Raw genomic sequence first — 21,145 nt, 5'->3', positions numbered from 1 at the left:
ATTGAACACCCACTCCACCGCGCCGAAAACCCCTCCACACATTCGGAGTTACCTCTCCGAACGACCGCGGACGGCTCAAGACAGCACTGCTTCCGAGACAAGCCATCGAGTTCGGATCAGGATCCGGCGATGACCCGGACGCCGGCGATCAGGCGGTCGATGTGCTCGGGTGTCGTGCCGATGCCGATGCTCGCGCGCACCGCCGTCCGCGCGGTCGCGCCCGCCTGGTCCAGCAGCCGCCGGGTGAACGGGTGGGCGCAGAACAGGCCGTCGCGCACACCGATGCCGAACTCCTCGGCCAGCCGGGTGGACACGGCGCGCGTCTCGACGCCGTCGACGGTGAACGACACGATGCCCAGCCTGTCCGGCCAGCCGCCGCCCAGGATGCGGACCTTGGGGATCTCCGTGAGGCCGTCGTGCAGCCGGGTCGTCAGCGCGTCCTCTTCGGCTCGGAGCGTGTCCAGGTCCGCCGCCGCGAGCGCATCGCACGCCGCCGCCAGCGCCACCGCGCCGATGACGTTCGGGGAGCCCGCCTCGTGTCGCGCGGCGCCTGCCGCCCAGTCGACGTCGCCGGGTCCGTCACCGACGTGGGCGGTGGCCCCGCCACCCGCGAGGTACGGCCGCGCGCGGTCCAGCCAGTCGGCCCGGCCCGCGAGTACGCCGACGCCGAACGGGGCGTACAGCTTGTGGCCGGAGAAAGCCACGTAGTCGAGACCGAGCGCGGCGACGTCGATCCGCCGGTGCGGCGCGAGCTGGGCGGCGTCGACCGCGATGCGGGCACCGAAACGGTGGGCGGTGGCGGCCAGTTCGGCGAGCGGCCAGACCTCGCCGGTCACGTTGGACGCGCCGGTGACGGCCAGCAGGACCGGACGTCCGGCGGCCCGCTCGGTGAGCGCCGCCTCGACGGCGGAAACCGCTCCCGCCGGTGACGAAGGCGCCGGGAGCCGGACGACGTCGTTCCACGGCAAGAGGTTCGCGTGGTGTTCGCCTTCGAACGTGACGACCAGGGTGTCCGACGGCACGGCGTGGGCCAGGAGGTTCAGCGCGTCGGTGGTGTTGCGAGTGAACACGACCACGTCGTCGGCGCGGCAGCCCAGGAACGCGGTGACGGAAACGCGGGCGAGTTCGTACTTTTCCGTGCACAGCTGGGAAAGCGCGCCCGCGCCCCGGTGCACGCTCGCGTACAGCGGGAGCAGTTCTCCCACGACGTCGGCCACTTCGCGCAGGCAGGGCGCGCTGGCCGCGTAGTCCAGGTTGGCGTAGGCGATCTTCGTGCCATCGGCCAGCCCTACCTTGACATCGGAGCCCAGCACTCCCAGCGTGTTCCCACTCATCACGAAGCTCCTTCGAAGATCCACGGCGAAAGGGCGATCGCGCAGCCGTTCCGTTCGAACCGCCCGGGATGACGCGAGACGAGGCCTCCCAGATCGCGCCGGACGGGCACCGCGATCGAGCCCAGCCCGCTTTCCCAGTCCGCCACCGGCCGGGTGCCCAGCGCCTTGGTGATCGCGTCCGGCAGTTCTTCCCGCGGGGGTACGGGAATGTCCAGCTTCGCGCACAGCGCCTCGACGTCTTCGGTCACGATCGCCAGCAGCCCGTCGGCCGCGGCGAAGACGCCATCGACGGCGGCGGGTGACGGCTCGCGCAGGAGGGCGTCGGCCGCGGCGAGCAGTGACGTCGTGACCGAGCCGCCCCGGCCGGTGCGCTGACGGGCCACCAGCGCGGCCAGGATCCCTTCCGCCGAAACGAATCCGCCCGCGATGTCCACCATGATCATCAACGTCGGGCGCGGCGGTTCGCCGGCGGGCGTCAGCGCGTCGGCCACCCCGGAGTAGGCCTGGACCATGTAGTCCGTACCGGCGGGCGGCCGCTTCCCCAGCGCATCGCCCCAGCCGCACGCGGCCGCGTAGACCAGTCCGGGGTTCACCGCGTGCATGGCGGTCGCGTCCAGGCCGAGTTCGACGTCCTTGCCCGGTGCCCAGTTGTGCAGGAACACGTCGGCGTCGCGGATCAGATCCATCACCTCGTCACGGCCCGCGGCCGCTTTGAAGTCGATCTCGGCGATCCGCTTGCCGTCGTTGAGCACACGGAACTTCGCCGAGCAGTCCCCCGCCATCGGCGGCATCCCCCGCAGCGGATCGCCGCCCGGCGGTTCGATCCGGGTGACGGTCGCGCCGAGCATCGACAGCAGCCGGGTCGCCAGCGGGCCCTGCACCCGGCGGGTCGACTCGACGACGTGGACGCCGGCGAGCGGCAGACCGGCGTCGGCGTCGGATCCCGGCGGCGCCACCCGTCCGGCGCGGAGTGTCCACGGGGGCACGCCCGCGTCCGGGTCCGCGCGTCGCTCGGTGACCGTCCGAACAGGACAGACGTGCATTCCGGTCGCGGCCGCGATCGCGCGGATCTCCTCGAACGAGGTGGACTCGGCCGCCTCGTGCAGCTCACGCGGGAGCACCGCCGACGCGCGCTCGTAACGGAGGAGGAACGGCCGCCAGCCACGGGCGATCGCCCGCTCCGGAGTCCCCAGCGAGGCCCAGAACGCTTGCCAGGCCTCGCCGCTGAAGGACTCGACCTCGAACGCGATCCCGTCGGCGGAGACGAACGGTGGCCGCGCCGTCGACGGCAGGTCCTCGTAGCCTTCGGGGTCCTCGTCCGCGGTGGCCGCGGCGATGTACTGCCCGACGGCGAGCAACGCGACGCCGTCCGCGTCGAGCTCGATGCGGGATACGGGGTTTCCGCGCAGTTGGGCCAACGTCGCGGCCAGCATGCCCTGAACGGTGGCGATCCCGGTGAGGATCGAAACGTAGTCGACACCCAGCGGCCGCGGCTGCGCCTCCGACCGTCCGTGCACCGCCATGATCCCGCAGCCCGCCTGCACGAGATTCTCCGAGAACGGCCCGCGCAGGCCGGCCTCGACCGAGACACCCAGCCCATTCAGGCCGAACGGACCGGGCGGCCCGCCACCGACGTCGGCTTCCAGCATCCGCAGCCGGTCGAGAACCGTCTCGACGACCGGGCCGGATCCGGGGAGCCGGGCTTGGAAACCCCTCAAGGGCGCGGAAAACGACACGGCGAACCTCCATGCTGGAACGGCCTGGCGTCCGCTTGTGGCGGACACCAGGCCGGCGGATCGAGGAGCAAGGGACTAGACCGGAACCGATTCCTCACGCGGCCGCGGCAGCGCGGCCGCGGCCTTGCGGGCGGCACGGCGCTTGATGACCCGCTCACCCCAGTTCATCAACGGACGTTCCAGCACGTAGTACGAGATCGTCGACAGGATGATCGTGCCGACCAGGGTGACCAGCTGCAGTTCCCAGAAGCCGGTACCGGCGCGGATCAGCATCAGCGGCATCGGCTCGCCGTTGAAGTAGGCGTTCGGCTTCTGCAGGTAGAAATGCATCACCGCGAACTGCCACAGGTAGACGCCGTAGGAGATCTTGCCGATGAACAGGATCACCCGGTTGGTGAACACGGCGCGGATCAGGCGCGACTCGGGTCCGGGCGCGACCATCGAAAGCAACAGGCTCGCCGAGAGAATGGCCAGCAGGCCGTAGAAGATCCCTAGCGCGGTGAGACTGTAGTAGTCGTCCATGCCGATCTCGCTGCCGGGACGGGCACAGTTGATCAGCAGGCAGGTCAGCGCGATGCCCAGGAACAGGACGCGGTGGCGGCCGGCGAAGGTGAGCAGCTTGGGCGCCTCGTTCGGCGAGGCCTTCTGCAACTCCAGCCAGATCGCGATGACCATGCCGATCGCGACCTCCGGCATCAGGCCCATCGGGTACCAGAACAGCGCACGGGTGCCGAGGCCGTTCATCTGCGAGTACAGCAGCCAGGCGACACCGGCGGCGAACAGCAGCGGTACGGGGAGCATCATCCGGTACGCCCGCGCCCGCGCGGTCTTGCCGCGGGAGGCGAACTTGAACGTCGCCCAGGCCAGCAGCGGCAGCAGGAGGTAGAACTGCGCCATGTCCGGCACGGTCCAGGTGATCTCCATGCCGTTGCTCCAGCCGTCCCAGTCGTAGATGTGCAGCAACGCCAACGGCCGGAAGACGTCCCACACACTGTCGATCTGCTGGAGGTTCAGCGCGATGAGGACCACGAAGTACATCACGTAGTACGCGGGGAGCAGGCGCAGTACCCGGCGGATGACGGTGCCTTCGCGTTTGCGCGGGGTCCCGTTGATGACCGACTTCGCGAACCCCTGGTAGACGAACATGCCCGTGAGCACGAAGAAAACGCCCGCGAAGATCTGCAGGCCACCGGTGAAGAACCCGCCGACGGCGCTGGTCGACGCGATCGTGCCGCCGAGTTCCTTGGTGCCCAGCACCCCCGCGATCATCGCGACATGTGTGAAGAGCAGGGCCAGCGCGCAGACTCCGCGCAGGCCGTCGACGGCCAGATAGCGTTGTTTGGCCGGCTTTTCCGCGGCTGCGGGCGGCCCGCCTTGCCGCGTTGCGGTAACGCTCATTGTGCGTCCTTTCTCCCAAAGCGATGGGGGTGAACCGCGTTCGAGCATTTCCACGTCACGCGGCGGAACCCGGGCCGGAAACCGGCTGCACTGCAAGGTTCGCATTGTGGGGACGGGCTCGTCTTATTCCATTCTGCGAGAATGCGCGGCGTGAAAAAAGCTCGTGAGTGGCAAGGAGGGTTAGAACCGTCCTTACCACTCACGAGCGGGAATCAGGCGGCTTCTTCTTCGAGCCGTCGCGCGATGTCCGCCCGCAGCACCTTCTTGTCGATCTTGCCGATCGGGGTGCGCGGCATCGCGTCGACGATCACCAGCCGTTCGGGGAGTTTGAACCGGGCGACCCCCGCCGTCTCCATGACGTCGATGACGTCCTGCAGTGCGACGGAGGTGCCGGGCGTCGGCACGACGTAGAGGCAGCCGCGCTCGCCGAGCACCGGGTCCGGCATCGCGACCGAGGCCGCCATCTCCACCGAATCGAGCTGATAGGCGAAGGATTCGACCTCCTCGGCCGCGATCTTCTCGCCGCCTCGGTTGATCACGTCCTTGGTGCGCCCTTCGACGACGACGTAGCCGTCCGGGCGCAGCCGCACGACGTCACCCGTGCGGTACCAGCCGTCCGGGGTGAAGGCGCGCTCGTTGTGTTCGGGCGCGCGGTAGTAGCCGCGGATCGTGTACGGGCCGCGGGTGATCAGCTCGCCCTGCTCGTCCGGCGGGACCGGGTTCCCGTCGGGATCGACGACGCGCAGTTCGTCGGCCGGATTGATCGGACGCCCCTGGGTGTCGCAGGTGATGTCGAACGGGTCGTCCAGCCGGGTGAGGTTGGTCAGCCCCTCCGCCATCCCGTAGCCCTGCTGCAGCGTGCAGCCGAACACCGTGCTGATCTGGCGGACCAGCTGGTCCTGCAACCGCGCGGCGCCCAGCGTCAGCACCTTGAACGACGACAGATCGTGGTGCTTGTCGGCTTCGCGGTATTCGAGCCAGCGCACCACGATCGCCGGCACCACCGACGTCACCGTGGCCCGTTCGGCTTCGATCGCGCCCAGCGAGTCCCGCGGGGACGGCGACGGCGAGACGACCACCCGGCCGCCCGCCCACAGCACGCCGAGGATCGCGCTCAGCGGGTAGTTGTGCCCGAACGGCAGGACGGCGAGATACACCGACGACGCGTCGAAGCCGAACGCGTCGGCGGATCCGTCGACATAGCAGGCGTAGTCGTCGTGAGTGCGTGCGATGAGCTTCGGCAGACCTGTGGTGCCACCGGAAAGGATCAGCAGCGCGACCGATCGCGGGTCGGGCGTCAGCGCGTCCAGTTCGGCGCGGGCGGCGGCCGGATCCGAAGCCGGGGCGCACAGCGCGCGCAGGTCCACGTGCCCGTCTCGGACGTCACCGGCGACGATGACGTGCTCGATGGTCTCGGCCCCGGCGGCGATCCCGGCCGCCAGTTCCTGGTGGTCGAAGTCCTTCACCCGGTCCGGCACGGCGATCGCACGTGCCTCGGACAGCTCGACCAAATAGGACAGTTCGTGCCTGCGGTGCTGGATCAGCGCCATCACCGGGATCACGCCGAGCCGGAAGCACGCCAGCGTCAGCACGACGAACTCCCAGCCGTTGGGCAGCTGGACCAGGAGCCGGTCGTCGGGCCGGAGTCCCAGTGCCCGCAGCCGTTGCGCGGCGCCGTCCACACGGGACAGGAGTTCGGCGTAGGTCAGCCGGAAGTCGCCGTCGGTCAGTGCCTCGACGTCCGGGGTCGCGTCGGCGGCGGCCACGAAACGCGACGCGAGCGCCTGGCCCTTCCAGTGGCCTTCGGCGACGTAACGCTCGACGAGGTCGGCGGGCCAGGGCACCGTTCCCGCGCGGCTCGGCTGGACAGGTTTCGAGGGCACGACGGCCTCCCTTTCTCTTTGGATCATCCGAAGCGGGCGGGCATGGACTTGGCGCCGTTGACGAAGTTCGACTCGAGCCGGGTCACCGGCCCGGTCAGGCGCAGGCCGGGCAGATGCGGCAGCAGTTCGGTCAGCAGCGTCGTCATCTCCAGCCGGGCCAGATGCGCGCCGAGGCAGAAATGCGGGCCGATACCGAAGGACAGGTGCGGATTGGGGTCGCGGCCGAGGTCGAGGCGGTCCGGGTCGGTGAACACGGCCGGATCGCGGTTGGCCGAGGTGTAATAGACGACGACCTTGTCGCTCTCGGCGACCGGCTGCCCGGCGATCTCCGTGTCCCGCACGGCGGTGCGGCGGAACTGCATGATCGGCGTGACCCAGCGGATCAGCTCGTCGACCGCGGTGGCCACCGGTACCTCACCGGACACCAGCCGGTCGCGTTCGGCCGGGTTGTTCACCAGTGCCTCCAGCGAACCGGAGATCAGGTGCCGGGTGGTCTCGTTGCCCGCGACCACCAGCAGCAGCCAGAAGCTGCAGAACTCCCGGTCCGACAGGTGTTTCCCGTCGACCTCGGCGTTGACCAGACGGCTGATCAGGTCGTCGGTCGGGGTTTCACGCCGGTTCAGACCGAGCTTCATCGCGTAGGCGAACGCTTCGGCGAACGTCCGGCGGTAGGCCTCGACGTCGCCGCCGCCGAACTCCGGGTCGTCGAAGCCGACCAGCGCGTTGCTCCAGCGGTAGAGCAGGTGCCGGTCCTCCGGCGGGAACCCGAGCAGGTCGCAGAGGACCAGGAGCGGCAGCTCGGCGGCGAAGTCGGCGACGGCGTCGAACTCCGCGCCGTCGGTGACCTTCTCCACCAGCCGCCGGGCGTGCCCGGCGATGCTGTCGCTCAAACCGCGGACGGATTTGGGGGTGAACACCGTCGCGACCAGACGGCGGATCCGGACGTGCTCGGGGCCGTCCATGCTGACCAGCAGTTGCCGGGTCTGCTTGAGATCGCCGGGTGTGCGCGGGTCGGGCAGGAAGGCGCCCTTGGCCGCGGAAGAGAACTCCTCCGGGCGCCGCGACACCGAGTAGACGTCGTCGTACCGGGTCACCGCCCAGTAGCCGGAACCGCGCTGAGTGGTGCTGCCGGCGCTGGAATGCCTGGTCAGCAACGGTTCCGGGGTCCACGCCACCGGTTCGGTCTCCCGGCGGCGGGCGAACTCCGCGTGCGGCACGCCTTCGGCGAACGTCGCGGGATGTGCGATGTCGGGCCGCTCGATGCCGATCGCCGCGAAACTCTTGCGCAGCACGTCCTTGCGGAGTTTGCCGGTCGCTTCACGGGGCAGCCGCGGGATGACGTGGTACGACCTCGGTGTCTTGAACCCCGCCAACGACTTGCGGCAGAACGGGTCCAGCACGGCGAACAGGTCTTCGGGCGCGTCGGCGGTGACCTCCACGACGGCGGCCACGCGCTCGCCGAACTCGTCGTCGGGGACGCCGATGACCGCGACGTCGTGGACCGCGGGATGGTTGATCAGCACGGCCTCGATCTCGGCCGGGTAGACGTTCACCCCGCCGGAGACGATCATGTCCTGCGCGCGCCCGGTGAGATAGAGGAAACCGTCCTCGTCGAGATGGCCCACGTCGCCGAAGGTGAAGGTGCCCGGCTCCAAATGCGCGGACCGCGTCTTCTCGGGCGCGTTGTGATACGAAAAGCTCTGCCCTTTGACCCGGCGGACGAACACCTGTCCGGTGGCGCCCGGCGGTTGCGGGGTGCCGTCCTCGCCGAGGATCACGATCTCGTTCGGCGGCACGGCCTTGCCGACGCTTCCGGGGTGCGCGAGCCAGTCGCGAGAGCCGGTGAGCGTGACGGCGCCGCCCTCGGTGGCGCCGTAGTACTCCGTCAGGACGGGGCCCCACCAGTCGATCATCCGGCGTTTGACGTCCGGCGAGCACGGCCCGCCGCCGTGCCACACGCGACCGAGGCTCGCCCCCGAGAACCGCGCGCGGACCTCGTCCGGCAGCCGCAGCAGGCGGATGAACTGGGTCGGCACCAGATGCGCGGCGGTGATCCGCTCCCGGTCGATGACGTCCAAAGTGGACTCGGGATCGAAGGACCGGCGGATCACCAGTGTCGAGCCCAGCAGGAGCCCGAGCAGCGAGAAGAACAACTGGGACGAGTGGTACCAGGGCCCGTCGAGCAGGCACCGTTCGCGCGACGGGACGTCGAGGACGACGTGCGCGTACCGCGTCAGCTTCGCCACCCTGGAGAACGGCGCGCCGACCACGAACAGGCCGTTCACCACGCCTTTCGGCGCCCCGGTGGTCCCCGACGTGTACAACATCGTGGCACCGCAGGTCTGTCCTTCGGGCTCGGCCGAGGACATCAGCGCCAGCAACGGTTCCACCGCTTCGAACCCGGACTCGGCCGCGGAGCCGGTGACCAGCAGTGTCGTGCATTCCCCGGTGGACCGGGCCACCGCGCGGCCCGCCGTTTCGGCGTACGACGGCTCGACGACCAGGGCCTTGCTGCCGGAATCCGAGACGATGTAGGCGATCTCGGGATCGGTGAGGTGCCAGTTGATCGGCACCACGGTGATCCCGGAGTGCAGGCACGCCAAGAGGACCTCGAAGGTCTCCCGGCGGTTGCCGAGTACACAGGCCAGCCGGTCTCCCTCGCCGAGCCCGCGGTCCCGCAGCAGGGCGATCCAGCGGTTCACCCGCTCCCCCAGCAGGCGCCAGCCGACCGCGCCCGCCTCGTCGACGATCGCGGTCCCGGCACCGCCCTCGGCGATGTAGTCGTTCAGTAGAGCCGGCATGACCTTCCCCTCAGTCGAGCAAATCCGGTTGGCGGCGCACCAGATCGGCGTACAACGGCCGGAAGTTGAGCCGCCCCATCCCCGGCGTCCCGATGGTCGACGCGGTGTGCCGCGCGACCTCGGGCTCGATCTTCACCGGATTCCCGGCCGCTTCCGCGAGCAACTGCACGTGACACGAGCTGTCCATGGTGGTGAACCACCAGGCCGCCTCCTGCACCGTGCCACCGACCGTGAGCAGCCCGTGGTTTCGCAGGATCACCGCCTTGCCGGTGCCGAGCCGGACCGCGATCCGTTTGCCTTCGTCGGAATCCAGAACCACGCCGCCGAATTCGTCGAAGACCTCGTGGTCCTCGTAGAACGCGCACGCGTCCTGGGTGATCGGGTCGAGTTTGCGGCCGAGCGCCGCCCACGCGCGCCCGTAGGTGGAATGCGCGTGCGCGACCGCGACGACGTCGGGCCGTGCGGCGTGGACGTGCGAGTGGATGACGAACCCGGCCGGGTTGATCCGCCCGTCGCCCTCGACGATTTCACCCCGGCCGTCGACCAGCAACAGATCGCTGACCCGGACGTGTCCGAAGTGGACACCGAACGGGTTGATCCAGAACCGGTCGGGGTCGCCGGGGTCGCGAGCGGTCACGTGCCCGCCCGCGCCCTCGTCGAAACCGCGTACCGCGAACAGCCGCATGGTCGCCGCCAGCCGTTGTTTGCGGTAGAGCCGTTCTTCTTCGACGGTCCTCATCCGCAGCCGCCCGGGCTGTCCCAGTCGTAGGCGGCGCCCTCGTCGAGCAGTTCGGCGGGCACGCCGTACCACTGATCGGTCGGCAACTCCGTGACCGTGGCCTCCTGGTCCTCGCTCACGCCGCACGCTCCTCTCGCACCGCCGGCCGCCAGACCCCGAGGAAACCGTCCAGCCGGTCGAATCCCCAGTAGCGGTGGCGGCCCCATTTGAAGTAGGGGATGCCGAAGATGTCGTCGAGATAGGCCTGGTAGAGGCAGTCGACGCCCTCGGCGCGGATCTCCGGGTCGTCGACCGCGCCGACGGCCAGCTCCGGATCGAGCCCCGCCTGCTCGGCCGCCGCGCGCACGATGTCCGGCTCGCAGATGTTGTCGCCGCGGCCCCAGCGCGCCTCGTTCAGCGCGTCGTAGAACGGCCACTCGACGCCCTCGCGGCGTGCCCGCAACCAGGCCAGATGCGGCAGCTCCCACCACGGCTCGATGTCGATCGGCCAGGCCATCTTGCGGCCCTGCGCCTCGGCGATCCGTTTGGTGTCCATCAGCATGTACAGATGCTTCGCGCGGCTCATCTGCACGTAGTGGAACTCGCCGCCGCGTTCGTCGAGGCCGGCGCCGGTCACCGTGTCCGGATCCCAGTACGGGTAGCACTCCAGCTGTTCGAGTGCGCCGGGCACCTCGTCGCGCAGCTTGTTGATCGCGAGCCAGCTGTACGGGCTGCGCAGCGAGAAGTACAGCTTGGCGGGCCGGCTCACGCCCGGTCCCCGATCAGCGCGTGCACGACACCCTCGTCCAGTTCGGCCATACCGCCCGCGCCCGGCCCGGCCGCGATGGCGTAGCCGTGCAGGATCTGGGCGGTGGCGACCGGGACGAGCTCCTGTCCACGTTGGACATAGCAGTCCATGCGGCCGTCGAACATGACGCCGCGCAGGATGTCGGTGACGGTGAAGACGGTGTGCACCGTCTCCTCCATCCGCGCGTCCTCCAGCAGCCGCACGCGGGCGCGGGAGACGACCGGGATCCAGGCGCGTTCGGACAGCATCCGGCCGACGGAGATACCGCGGTCGGCCAGGTACCGGTCGACGACCTCCTCCAGCGTCCGGACGAACCCGGAGTGCTGGACGCGGTCGGAGTAGTGGCAGTAGAAGTACGGGGCACGCCACGACCACAGGAACGCGCCCGGCGACGCGGTCAGCACCGATTCGGCGGTCTCCCCGGCGGGAATCGGCAGCCGCTCCACAGTGGACTCCAGCGCCGGGACCTCCAGGTGCGCCAAGGCATCCGGGGCCGCGGCCCGGGTGTCGGCGGCCCGCTCGCGGACGAGTGCGACGGTGACCTTGCCGCGCAGCACGGTGACCTTTTCGCCGCCGCGGACCACCGAGAGCTGCACGTTCAGCTTGTCGCCGCGGCCGGGCGTGACCTCGACCTCGACCTCGTCGTCGAGTTCCAGCACCGCGGGCAACTGCACCGAGCAGTCCACGATCTCCGCGCCGAGACCGTGCTCCAGGAACAGGTCGCGCGCGCTCGTGCCCTGGTCGCGCAGCCACTGCAGGACACCCTGCTCGACCAGGTACATGAAGTGCTTGAAACCGATCCAGGTGCGGATGTTGGCGCCCTCGAACGCGGGGCGGCCGTGCGTGACGGTCCGGCTTGGCCGCAGGACTGCGGTCATCGGAGTTCACCTACCTTCGGAAGGGTCCGGACGTCTTCGACGAGGCCGGTCACCTCGGCCGCGGCGTACCGGGCGTAGCGGACGTGGAAGAAGTGGTCACCGCGGTCGAGCGTGTGCAGCGTCGCGCCCGGCATACCGTCGGCGAGGGCGCGCGCGGATTCGGCGGGCAGCGTCGGATCCAGGCCGCCGACCAGCACCTTCGTCGGGATCTCGACGTTGCCGAGCTGGAGGTCGGCGCTCGCGGCGTAGCGGTCGAACACCGCCGCGAAGCCGAGCGGGCCGGCCCGGTTCAGCGCGATCTTGACCATGCCGTCGACGACCTCGGGGTCCAGCGAAGCAGCTCGTTTGCCGAGCCGGGCGCGGACACCCTCGCCGACGTGGGCGGTGAACGTCTCGCGGGAGCGTTCGAACATCCGCCAGGTCACCTCGTAGCGGGGCAGGCGGTAGAAGGGGCAGAACAACGCCACCGACGAACCGACGCGCGGGTCGAGCGCGCACATCAGCTCCAGCGCGGCGTTGGCGCCGAACGAATGCGCCACGAGGACGTCCGGGGTGGCGCCGACCATGTCCAGTCCGTCGCCGAGCCATTTGCCGAAGGAGCGGTTGCGCCAGCGGAAGTCGTTGCCCGCCTTCCACGGCAGCTCCAGCGAAACGATCCGGTAGCCCTGATCGAGGTGCGCGGCCAGCGGCGTCCAGCTCTTCCAGTGGCCTTCCATCCCGTGCGCGAACAGCACCAGCGGCGCACCGGGCCTGCCGGGCGCGATCGTGTGCGCCTTCACCGCCGAACCGTTCACCGGAACCCCATCTCATCGCTGTGCTCGGTGACGGTGACCGACGGCCCGCCGTCCGGACGCCGCGGGCCGATGCCCACGCGGCCTTCGCCTTCCGTGACGGCGAGGTGGGCGGCGAGCGCGAGCTCCACGACCCCGTGCGCGCCGTAGAAGTCGCCCCACCGTTCCTTGACGTCGAAGCCACCGGGGCCGACCGTGCGCCGCACGGCCTCGCTCGGGGCGACGTCGACCACGACGTGCCCGGAGTTTTCGCGCCAGGGTTCGAGGATCGCGCACGCGCTCCCCGCGCGCAGCGGCCCGTCGTGCAGGATCGAGGCGATCTCGTCGTCGGGCTCGGCCCCGACGAGCACCACCCGCGTGGCCCGGCCGGAGCGCAGCAGCAGGCTCGCCATCCGCAGGCCGGCGTGCCCGGCCGTGCTGCCGGAGCACAGCATCAGGTTCGGCCCGCCGAAACCGAACCACAGCGCGACCGTGCTGGCCACGACGTTCGGCGAGACGTTGGGCGCGTCGAGCACGCTCACCGCCCGGCCGCCTTCCGCCTCGACCGCGCGCGTGACCTTCGCGACCGTCTCGACGTTGCCGAGGTTGCTGCACGCGACCACCGCGGTGCCGGTTTCGATCGGCCCGCTGGGCCGCTGCCCCGGCTCCCAGCCGAGGGCGCGATGGACCGCGCACAACGCCAAGCGGGTCGAGGGTTCCTTGTACAGCAGGCCTTTCCGACCGAGGACGGTCGCGGCCTTCTCCGGCGGCGCGCCGTCGAACTCGGCGATCCCCGGCAGGTGCAGGCTCCAGCCCGTGAGGAGCAGGCGGGTCTCCCTCGCGCGGCCGGTCATGCCCGCTCCAGCAGTGTGACGGCGTTGACCCCGCCGAAGCCGAACGCGTTGACCTGTACCAGTTCCGGCCGGGCGGCGACCGCTTCGCCGATGACCAGGCGCAGTCCGGTCGCCTCGTCGAGCGGCTCGGAAAGGCCGGTGACCGCGGGCACCTCACCGGTTGCGAAGATCCGCAGCGCGACGTCCACATTGACCAGTGCGGCGCTGCCGGAGGTGTGTCCCGTGGCGCCCTTGACCGCGGTGACGAGCGGGTTCCCGCCGCCACCGAGGACGACCTTGCGCAACGCGTCGCATTCGACCGGGTCGTTGAGCGCGGTGCCGGTCGCGTGCGCCACCACCACGTCCACATCGGACGGTATGCGGCCGGCCCGCGTGTAGGCGTCGGACATCGCGCGGGCGATGCCTTCGATGTCCGGCGCCGTGGCGTGGTAGGCGTCGCAGGAGAGGCCGGTCGCGGTGACCTTGCCGAGCGCCGGGCCATCCCAGGTCTCGGGCACGACGACGAGCACCGCCGCGCCCTCGCCGAGGAGCACGCCGGTGCGGTCGCGGTCGAACGGGCGCACCCGCTCGGTCGGTTCCTCGGCCACCCGGCCGACCATGGCGAGCATCGACCGCGTCATCGCGTCGGCGGCGGCGACCACGACGGCGTCGCATTCGCCCAGTTCCAGCAGATCCTGTGCGAGCGCGAGCACGTGGCCGCCCGCGCTGCACGCGTTGACGACCGTGGTCACGTCCGTGACGCCGGGCAGTGCTCCGGCCACGACGTCGGCGAAGTCCAGCCGATCGGCGGGCACGGTCTCCCCGGTGAGCGCCAGCCGTTCCACCGCGGACAGCTCACGCAGTCCCGTGCCGACGAGGACGGCGACCCGCTGGGTGGCGGTGTCCACACCGGACTGTGCGACGGCTTCCTTCAGGCACTCGGCGAGAAGCCGCCCCGCGCGGAACGGCTCGTCGGCCAAGCCGGTGTGGTAACCGTAGGCGACATTCAGCTTTTCCGGATCGCCGTACCGGAGCGGTGAGACGCCGCAGGCGCCGCGAAGCAGGCCCTCGAACGTCTCCGCTCCCGAACCGAGGCAGGTGCGCACCGCGCTACCCGCGATCAGGACCGCCATCGGCGTACCTCCTCGCTGTCTGTCGGTGAACCCGCGTCCGCGATCGACGTCGGCAGGGCGCTGCCTGGTCTTCCACGTCACGGTGGTGAACAAGGCGCCCTGCCACCGCGATAGCGGGGCCTTCGGCCGGGGCGGGTTCACGCGTTGGGGCGCTCTTCGAGTACATCTTCAGCTCCGCCCACAAGTTCTCACGATGGCGGCGCCGACAGCGCCGTCCGCGCCCCGCGCGGTGAGCAGGCAAAGCCCGCCGGGCCGGGCATCGCGCTCCTCGGCGAGCAGGACACCCAGCGCCACCGCGCCGGAAGCCGCGTCGCATTCGCCGAACAGCCGTTTGACCATGACCCGCTCCGGACGGTGGCCGAGAGCCCGGACGATCGGACCGTACTCACGCCGGTCATCATCGTCGGCCTCGCCCGTGTACACAGTGGACACTTCGGACGTATCCGCGCCCGCCTTCACCAGCACCCGGTGCACGCATCCGGCGAGCGCGGTCTCGGCGGCGTCACCACCGCCCGGTCCGTACGCCGTGGCGACCGCGAGGACGCCGGCGCGCTGCCGCGTGCCCGCCCATTCCGGCGTGTCCTCCTTGGCCAGCACGAACATCCCGGCCGCCTCACCGGCGGCGACGACCTCGGTCGCCCCGGTCAGATGCGTCGACCACGCGCGGTGCGGCGTGAACTCCTCCACCGCGCCGGCGACCACGACGTCGACATGGCCGCGGTCGATGGCGTTGCCGGCGTAGCGCAGGGCGTTGAGGAACCCGAGCGTGCCGCCCGCGATGGTGGTGTTCACCCCGCGCAGGCCGAACCGGATGGCGACCTGCCCGGCGGCGCAGTTCATCACCGTGTTCGGGAACAGCATCGGGTTGACCAGGTACGGCTTCTCCTGCACGAGGGTCTCGCGCGTGTAGTCGCTGGTGGACTTGAAACTGCCCAGCGAGGTCCCGAGCACCACACCGATCCGCGGCCGGACCTCGTCGTCGAGGGTGACCCCGGCCTCGCGCAGCGCCTCCTGGCAGCACACCACGGCGAGCCCGGTGGCCCGGTCGAAGGTGCTGGTTCCTTTGCGTCCCAGATGTTCCCGAGGGCTGAAACTCGGGAGGAAGTGCCCATTCGCCGCGGGTAACGGCTCCTCGTAGAGATCGCCGATCTCCTGGCCCTTGTGGACTTGACCGGCCTCGGCCAGTTCGAGCCGCTTCGCCAGCGCGTCCACGCCGACGCCCGCGGAGGTCAGCGCGCTCCAGCCGGTCACCACCACACCGCTCATTCTGGCGCTCCCAACATCACGATGGCGTTGTTGCCACCGAAGGCGAAACCGTCGTTCTGGACCACCCGCACGTTCGCCTGCCGGGCCGCGTTCGGCACCGGGTCGACGCCCAGTTCCGGGTCTTCGGTGGTCCAGTTGACCGTGGGCGGCAGGAATCCGCGGTCGATCGCGATGGTCGAGGCGATCGCCCCGAACCCGCAGGCCGCGCCCATGGTGTGGCCGAGCATCGACTTGATCGAGCTGATCGGCGGCGGCCGCTCGCCGAACACTTCGAGCACGGCCTTGCTCTCGACCAGGTCGTTCACCTGCGTGCCGGTGCCGTGCGCGCAGATGTAGTCCACATCGGACGGTGAGATCCCGGAATTGCGATGCGCGATGCGCATGCATTCCGCGACCGTCGGCGCGTCCGGCGTGACCGGGTGGATGGCGTCGCAGTTGACGCCGTACCCGAGCAGTTCCGCGTAGATCGTGGCGCCCCGTTTCGTGGCGTGCTCCAAGGTCTCCAGCGCGAGCACGGCGCCACCCTCGCCGGTCAGAATGCCGGCGCGGTCCTTGTCGAACGGGGTGCAGGCGTCCTTCGCCAGCGCGCCGAGCCGGTAGAAACCGGCGTGCGCCCAGCGGCACACCGAATCGGCGCCGCCGGCGAAGACGACGTCGGCTTCGCCACCGGCCAGCAGGTCGTAGGCGTAGCCGATCGCGTAGTTGCTCGCCGAGCAGGCGGTCGCGATGGTCAGCGACTCCCCGGAGAGCTCCAGTTCCTCGCTGACCGCGTTCGCCAGCCGGTTGGCGGGCAGCTGGGTCAGCAGGGCCGGATCCTGCGCGGCGAATCCGCCGTCGATGATCTGTTCGGTGAGCGCCTCCGCGACCGCGGACTCACCGCTGGTGGTGCCCATGATCGCGTGGGCACGCCCCGGCGACACCGACGTCAGGTCGAGCCGGGCGTCGGCCACCGCCAGCCGCGCGGCGCTCGCCGCGAACTGGCTGGACCGGCCCCAGCTCGCCGGGTCGACCCGGCGGAGCTGGGCACCCGGATCGAAGGTCTGGACCTCACCCGCGTTCCGGTGCGGGAACCCGGCCGGGTCGAAGCTGGTGATGGGCGAGATCCCGGATCGGCCGGTGCGGAGCGCCTCGGCGAACGCGGCGATCCCGATCCCGATGCTCGACACCGGGCCGACCCCGGTAACGACAACGCGGGCCACGGTTCATCCCTTCTTGACGGAGTGCCGGATCAGGGCGTCGTTGACCGCCTTGAGCGTGCGCAGCTCGGGCAGTTCGGCCTGCGGGATCTCGATCTTGTACTGCTTGTCGATCCGGGCGAGGATCTCGATGGCGCGCAGGGAGTCGGCCTCGTAGTCGTCGATGAAGTCCCCGTTGTCCTCGAGTTCCTCGGGCTCGAGCTCGAGCACCTCGGCGACCAGCTCGCGGAGCTCCTCGAGCTGGGTGTCGGTCTGCGTCATGACGATCCTCCGGTTTCGTTGTCCCGTGCGGTTCTCACGCCGCGGCCCGCACAGGGCGCCGCGTCGCGGTCAGGGTGGTGACGGTGGCGATCAGGCGATCCCCGGCCCAGGTCCGGCCGGTGGCGAAGGCCGTGTCGGCCAGCACCGACTCCAGGCGGACCTCGTGGCGGAGCACGTCACCAGGGCGGGCGGCACCCGTGAACCGATAGTCACGGGCACCGATGAACATCAACGTCGTGTCGTCGTCCTCGACCGGCGCGCGGCCGTCGAGCCACAGCAGCGCGGCGCTCTGCCCGAACGACTCGATCATCAGCGACTTCGGGTAGTCGTACCGGCTCGGCGGCGCGCCGTCGGGAATCCCCGCGTAGCACGGCTCGGTGCCGGTGACCGCCTTGATCGTCACGATCGACTCGCCGGGGACCAGTTCCAGCACGCGGTCCACCAGCAGCAGCGGATACCGCTGCGGGAGCAGGACCCGGATGTCGTGGTGCTCGGTCATTCCGCGTCCTCCTCGAAGGTCGCCCGGATCTTGGCCGTCGTCGTCTCGCCGAGCGCTGCCGTCCCGGTGACGTCCCAGCCGTCCTCGGTGCGCTTCGCGGTGGCCGTGAGGACCATGCGGTCGCCGTCGAGCACCGGGGCGAGGAAGCGGACGGACCGGACGGTGCGCAGCCGGGCGTTCGCGGCCTCGCGCATCGCCTGTTCCAGCGTCTCGATGACGAAGATGCCGGGGTACACGGCCTGGCCGGGGAAATGCCCGCGCAGGTTGGGTTCCTTGCCGTCCACGGTGATCTGGGCGACCAGCTCGAGGTCGTCCCCGCACGCACGGACGTCCAGCAGGTCGACCGCCCGCAACGGCGCGGCGTAGTCGGGAAGCCCGGTCACAGCGTGATCCCCCCGTCGACCTGCAGCACCTGTCCGGTGATGTAGGAGGCGCGGTCGGAGACCAGGAACGCGACCAGTTCGGCGACGTCCTCCCCGGTGCCGAACCGCTTGACCGGGATCTGGGTCAGCGCCTTGGCGCGCTGCTTGTCGCCGAGGGCGCCGGTCATGTCCGTCTCGATGAAGCCGGGTGCGACGACGTTGACCCGGACGCCGTGCCCGGCGACCTCCTTGGCCAGCGACTTGCTGAAGCCGATGATCCCGGCCTTGCTGGCGGAGTAGGCGGTCTGGCCCGCGTGGCCGTAGACGCCGGCGACCGAGGACATGTTGACCACGACGCCGCCGCGGTTCTTCATGAACCGGAAGGCCATGGCACGGCAGAAGTTCCAGGTGCCGGTGAGGTTCGTGTCGAGTACCGCGTGCCAGTCCTCGGCGTTGGCGAGCACCAGCGGGCTGTCCTTGGTGATACCGGCGTTGTTGACCAGCAGATCGATCGTGCCGAGCTTCTCTTCGGCGTCCTTCACGAATCGCTCGACGGCTTCGGAATCGGTGACATCGCATTCCGCGAAATAGGAGGGAACCCCGATCGCGGCGATGTCCTCTTCGGTTTCCGCCGACGCCGCGCTCGCTTTCGAAAAACAGCCGGCGACGGCGTAGCCCTCCTGGGCCAGCCGCAGCGCCACGGCCCGGCCGATCCCTCGTGAAGCCCCGGTGATCAGGGCCCGGTGGTGCTCCGCCACGACGCCTCCTCGTTTTCCAGCACACTTTGTTTTCATTTTATGAAGCGCGGCGCAAACTGTTCTTCTCATCGTTTGCCGCGAGCTCCGAAAGCACTTCTTCGGTATCCGCGCCCGGGCGCGGCGCACCACGACGGACCTTCGTCGGAGTACGGGAGAACTTCACCGCGGGCCCGACGATCGGCGCGACGGATCCGTTGCTCAGCACCGTTTCCTGCAACATCGCGCGCGCCTTGACGTGTTCGTCCGCGACGGCCTCGGTGAGCGTGCGCACCGGCGCGGCGACCAGGCCCCGGCCGTTCAGCACTTCGAGCGCCTCGGCCAGCGGACGTCCCGCGCACCAGCCCGCGACGATCGCGTTGACCGCGTCCCGGTTGGCCAGCCGTTCGGGTGCCGTGCCGAACCCCTCGGCGCGGCCGAGCTCCGGCCTGCCGATGATCTCGGCGAGCGCGCGCCAATGCCGGTTGATGGCGACGGCGAGGTACAGATGGCCGTCGGCGCACGCGTAGACGTTGGCCGGGACGACGAAATCCGTCTCGTTGCCGACCCGCTGCGGCGGCGCGCCCGTCGCCGCCAGCGTCGGCAATCCGCTGCTGCTGGCGAGCAGACAGTCCACCATGGACACGTCGACGTGCTGTCCCTCGCCGGTCCGGTTCCGGTGTGTCAGCGCGGCGAGGCCGCCGATCGCCGCGTGCAGGCCCGCCAGCTCGTCGGCGAGGAACGTCGGCGCACGCACCGGCGGGCCTTCCGGAATTCCGTTGAGCGACATCCAGCCCGCCGCGGCCTGGATCGCGGGATCGTAGGCGGGCAGATGCGATTTCGGGCCGTACTGCCCGAAACCGGACACCGACACGAACACGATGTCCTCGCGCGCCGCGCGGCAGGCCTCGTAGCCGGCACCCCAGCCGTCCAGCGTCCCGGGCTTGTAGTTCTCGACCACGATGTCCGCGTGCGCCACCAGTTCCAGGAACCGGGCGCGGTCGCCGTCGTCACGCAGATCCAGCCCCGCGCTGCGTTTGTTGCGGTGCACGGTTTCCCGGAACCACGACAGGCCGGTGCCGGGGATGTTCGGCGGCACCTCGCCGTCGTGGCCGTCGGCGAGCTCGACGCGGACGACGTCCGCGCCCATGTCCGCCATGACACAGGTGGCGAGCGGACCGGACCAGACCTTGGTCACGTCCAGGACGCGCACGCCTTCCAGCGGCCCGACCGAACCGGCGCGCGCCCTACGGAAGAAGTCTTCTTCGCGCATGGTCAAAGCCTTTCCAGCAGTGAGGCGGTGCCGAGCGAACCGCCGCAGCACATGGTGATCAGCGCGGTCGAAGTGTCGGTGCGCTCGAGTTCGTGCAGCGCCGTCACCAGCAGCCGGGTCCCGGTCGCGCCGAGGGGGTGGCCTAGCGCGATGGCGCCGCCGTTGACGTTGACGCGATCGATGTCCGCGCCGTGCGCCTTGGCCCAGTTCAGCACCACCCCGGCGAACGCCTCGTTCACCTCGCAGATGTCCACATCGGACAGCCGGCGCCCGGTCTTGCGCAGCACCCGTTCGGTGGCGACCACGGGCCCGTCGAGCAGGTAGTACGGATCCGCGCCGGTGACGACCTGGCCGACCAGCCGCGCCCGCGGGGTCAAGCCCAGCGCGCGGGCCTTCCCGTACGACATCCAGAGGATGGCGGCCGCCCCGTCGGAGATCTGCGAAGTCGATCCGGCGGTGTGCACGGCGCCCTCGACGTTGGGGCGCAACGCGGCGAGTCCTTCGAGCGTGGTGTCGCGGACGCCTTCGTCGCGCGTGACCGAACCGACCGGGGAGACCTCGCGATCGAACCGGCCTTCCGCCCACGCTCGCGCCGCCCGCTGCTGGGAAAGGAGGCCGTAGTCGTCGGCGTCCGCGCGGCCGATGCCCTCCCGCGCGGCGATCCGCTCGGCGCCGCCGAACTGTGCCTTCGGCGGGTCTTCCCACGGGTAGTCGGAAGTCTTGTAGTGCCCTGGCCCCTGGTAGAGATTCGTCCCGATCGGCACCCGGCTCATCGACTCGACACCGCAGGCGATCCCGGTGTCGATGGCGTCCGCGGCGATCAGCGCGGAGATCAGATGGTTGGCCTGCTGGGCCGAACCACAGGAAACGTCCACTGTGGAACAACCGACCGCCGGGTCGTGGCCGGAGTTGAGCCAGGCGTTGCGGGTGACGTTGAGGCTCTGCTCACCGGACTGGGTCACGCAGCCGCCGATGATCTGCTCGACGTCGCCGGGTTCGATGCCGGCGCGGGCGATGACCTCCAGCTGGACGTGCCGCATCAGCTCGACGGCCTTGAGCCCGGCGAGCACCCCGCCACGTTTGCCGAGCGGGGTGCGGACGGCGGAGACGATGACCGGGGTCCGGTCGTTCAGCGCGGCCACGCGGGTACCTGCCTCTCCACCGGACGCGGTGCCCGGCTCCACCATCGTGGTGCGGCCCACGACGGGGGAACGTCTCTCGGATTGCGGTGCCGACCGGGGGTTCTCCGTAGTTGCGGGAAT

The 21,145-nt window shown here is 70.2% G+C and carries 20 protein-coding genes; all 20 read right to left on the bottom strand.

Annotated features, from left to right (window positions below; translation table 11 throughout):
- Positions 1-116 precede the first annotated feature (116 nt).
- A complete protein-coding gene (locus DMC64_RS17620; protein ID WP_125734411.1) occupies positions 117-1,334 on the bottom strand; it encodes an aminotransferase class V-fold PLP-dependent enzyme in 1,218 nt (405 codons plus the stop codon).
- A complete protein-coding gene (locus DMC64_RS17615; RefSeq protein ID WP_125734410.1) occupies positions 1,334-3,070 on the bottom strand; it encodes a CoA transferase in 1,737 nt (578 codons plus the stop codon). The genes DMC64_RS17620 and DMC64_RS17615 overlap by 1 nt, the downstream gene beginning before the upstream one ends.
- A gap of 75 nt (positions 3,071-3,145) precedes the next feature.
- Complete coding sequence (locus DMC64_RS17610) at positions 3,146-4,468, bottom strand: acyltransferase (RefSeq protein WP_037341361.1); 1,323 nt, start codon at positions 4,466-4,468, stop codon at positions 3,146-3,148.
- Between the two features lie 212 nt (positions 4,469-4,680).
- On the bottom strand, positions 4,681-6,351 hold the full coding sequence (locus tag DMC64_RS17605; RefSeq protein ID WP_125734409.1) for a (2,3-dihydroxybenzoyl)adenylate synthase: 1,671 nt from the start codon (positions 6,349-6,351) through the stop codon (positions 4,681-4,683).
- Positions 6,352-6,374: 23 nt separating this feature from the next.
- Positions 6,375-9,152: a cytochrome P450 gene (locus tag DMC64_RS17600; RefSeq protein WP_125734408.1), complete on the bottom strand. Its 2,778-nt coding sequence runs from the start codon at positions 9,150-9,152 to the stop codon at positions 6,375-6,377.
- Positions 9,153-9,162: 10 nt separating this feature from the next.
- Positions 9,163-9,891 (bottom strand): class II aldolase/adducin family protein, encoded by a 729-nt coding sequence (locus tag DMC64_RS17595; protein WP_063272290.1) that lies wholly within the window; start codon positions 9,889-9,891, stop codon positions 9,163-9,165.
- The gene (locus DMC64_RS43505) at positions 9,888-10,010 is read right to left on the bottom strand and encodes a hypothetical protein (RefSeq protein ID WP_255431380.1); all 123 of its coding nucleotides are present in this window, start codon (positions 10,008-10,010) and stop codon (positions 9,888-9,890) included. Before DMC64_RS43505 ends, DMC64_RS17595 begins: the two co-directional genes overlap by 4 nt.
- Positions 10,007-10,639, bottom strand: a complete 633-nt coding sequence (locus tag DMC64_RS17590) for a 2-hydroxychromene-2-carboxylate isomerase (RefSeq protein ID WP_125734407.1) — start codon at positions 10,637-10,639, stop codon at positions 10,007-10,009. The genes DMC64_RS43505 and DMC64_RS17590 overlap by 4 nt, the downstream gene beginning before the upstream one ends.
- Positions 10,636-11,556, bottom strand: a complete 921-nt coding sequence (locus DMC64_RS17585) for a thioesterase family protein (RefSeq protein ID WP_125734406.1) — start codon at positions 11,554-11,556, stop codon at positions 10,636-10,638. The genes DMC64_RS17590 and DMC64_RS17585 overlap by 4 nt, the downstream gene beginning before the upstream one ends.
- Positions 11,553-12,350: an alpha/beta fold hydrolase gene (locus DMC64_RS17580; protein ID WP_037341351.1), complete on the bottom strand. Its 798-nt coding sequence runs from the start codon at positions 12,348-12,350 to the stop codon at positions 11,553-11,555. The genes DMC64_RS17585 and DMC64_RS17580 overlap by 4 nt, the downstream gene beginning before the upstream one ends.
- On the bottom strand, positions 12,347-13,180 hold the full coding sequence (locus tag DMC64_RS17575) for a beta-ketoacyl synthase N-terminal-like domain-containing protein (protein WP_125734405.1): 834 nt from the start codon (positions 13,178-13,180) through the stop codon (positions 12,347-12,349). Before DMC64_RS17575 ends, DMC64_RS17580 begins: the two co-directional genes overlap by 4 nt.
- Complete coding sequence (locus DMC64_RS17570; RefSeq protein WP_125734404.1) at positions 13,177-14,292, bottom strand: beta-ketoacyl synthase N-terminal-like domain-containing protein; 1,116 nt, start codon at positions 14,290-14,292, stop codon at positions 13,177-13,179. The genes DMC64_RS17575 and DMC64_RS17570 overlap by 4 nt, the downstream gene beginning before the upstream one ends.
- Positions 14,293-14,460: 168 nt before the next feature.
- Complete coding sequence (locus tag DMC64_RS17565) at positions 14,461-15,558, bottom strand: beta-ketoacyl synthase N-terminal-like domain-containing protein (RefSeq protein WP_125734403.1); 1,098 nt, start codon at positions 15,556-15,558, stop codon at positions 14,461-14,463.
- The gene (locus tag DMC64_RS17560; RefSeq protein ID WP_037341345.1) at positions 15,555-16,757 is read right to left on the bottom strand and encodes a beta-ketoacyl synthase; all 1,203 of its coding nucleotides are present in this window, start codon (positions 16,755-16,757) and stop codon (positions 15,555-15,557) included. Before DMC64_RS17560 ends, DMC64_RS17565 begins: the two co-directional genes overlap by 4 nt.
- A gap of 3 nt (positions 16,758-16,760) precedes the next feature.
- The gene (locus tag DMC64_RS17555; protein WP_005155526.1) at positions 16,761-17,015 is read right to left on the bottom strand and encodes an acyl carrier protein; all 255 of its coding nucleotides are present in this window, start codon (positions 17,013-17,015) and stop codon (positions 16,761-16,763) included.
- Positions 17,016-17,049: 34 nt separating this feature from the next.
- Positions 17,050-17,514: a 3-hydroxyacyl-ACP dehydratase FabZ family protein gene (locus DMC64_RS17550; RefSeq protein ID WP_016336897.1), complete on the bottom strand. Its 465-nt coding sequence runs from the start codon at positions 17,512-17,514 to the stop codon at positions 17,050-17,052.
- Positions 17,511-17,897 carry a 3-hydroxyacyl-ACP dehydratase gene (locus tag DMC64_RS17545; RefSeq protein WP_125734402.1) on the bottom strand — a complete coding sequence of 129 codons (387 nt, stop codon included), beginning with the start codon at positions 17,895-17,897 and terminating at the stop codon, positions 17,511-17,513. Before DMC64_RS17545 ends, DMC64_RS17550 begins: the two co-directional genes overlap by 4 nt.
- Complete coding sequence (fabG, locus tag DMC64_RS17540) at positions 17,894-18,634, bottom strand: 3-oxoacyl-[acyl-carrier-protein] reductase (RefSeq protein ID WP_016336899.1); 741 nt, start codon at positions 18,632-18,634, stop codon at positions 17,894-17,896. The genes DMC64_RS17545 and fabG overlap by 4 nt, the downstream gene beginning before the upstream one ends.
- A gap of 37 nt (positions 18,635-18,671) precedes the next feature.
- Positions 18,672-19,883: a CaiB/BaiF CoA-transferase family protein gene (locus DMC64_RS17535; protein WP_125734401.1), complete on the bottom strand. Its 1,212-nt coding sequence runs from the start codon at positions 19,881-19,883 to the stop codon at positions 18,672-18,674.
- A gap of 2 nt (positions 19,884-19,885) precedes the next feature.
- Positions 19,886-21,025, bottom strand: a complete 1,140-nt coding sequence (locus DMC64_RS17530; RefSeq protein ID WP_037341337.1) for a steroid 3-ketoacyl-CoA thiolase — start codon at positions 21,023-21,025, stop codon at positions 19,886-19,888.
- Between the last annotated feature and the right edge of the window lie 120 nt (positions 21,026-21,145).

The sequence above is a fragment of the Amycolatopsis sp. WAC 04197 genome (genome assembly GCF_003947475.1).
In the GTDB taxonomy this organism is placed as follows: Bacteria; Actinomycetota; Actinomycetes; order Mycobacteriales; family Pseudonocardiaceae; genus Amycolatopsis; species Amycolatopsis japonica.
This window is presented reverse-complemented; position numbering and strand designations above follow the sequence as displayed.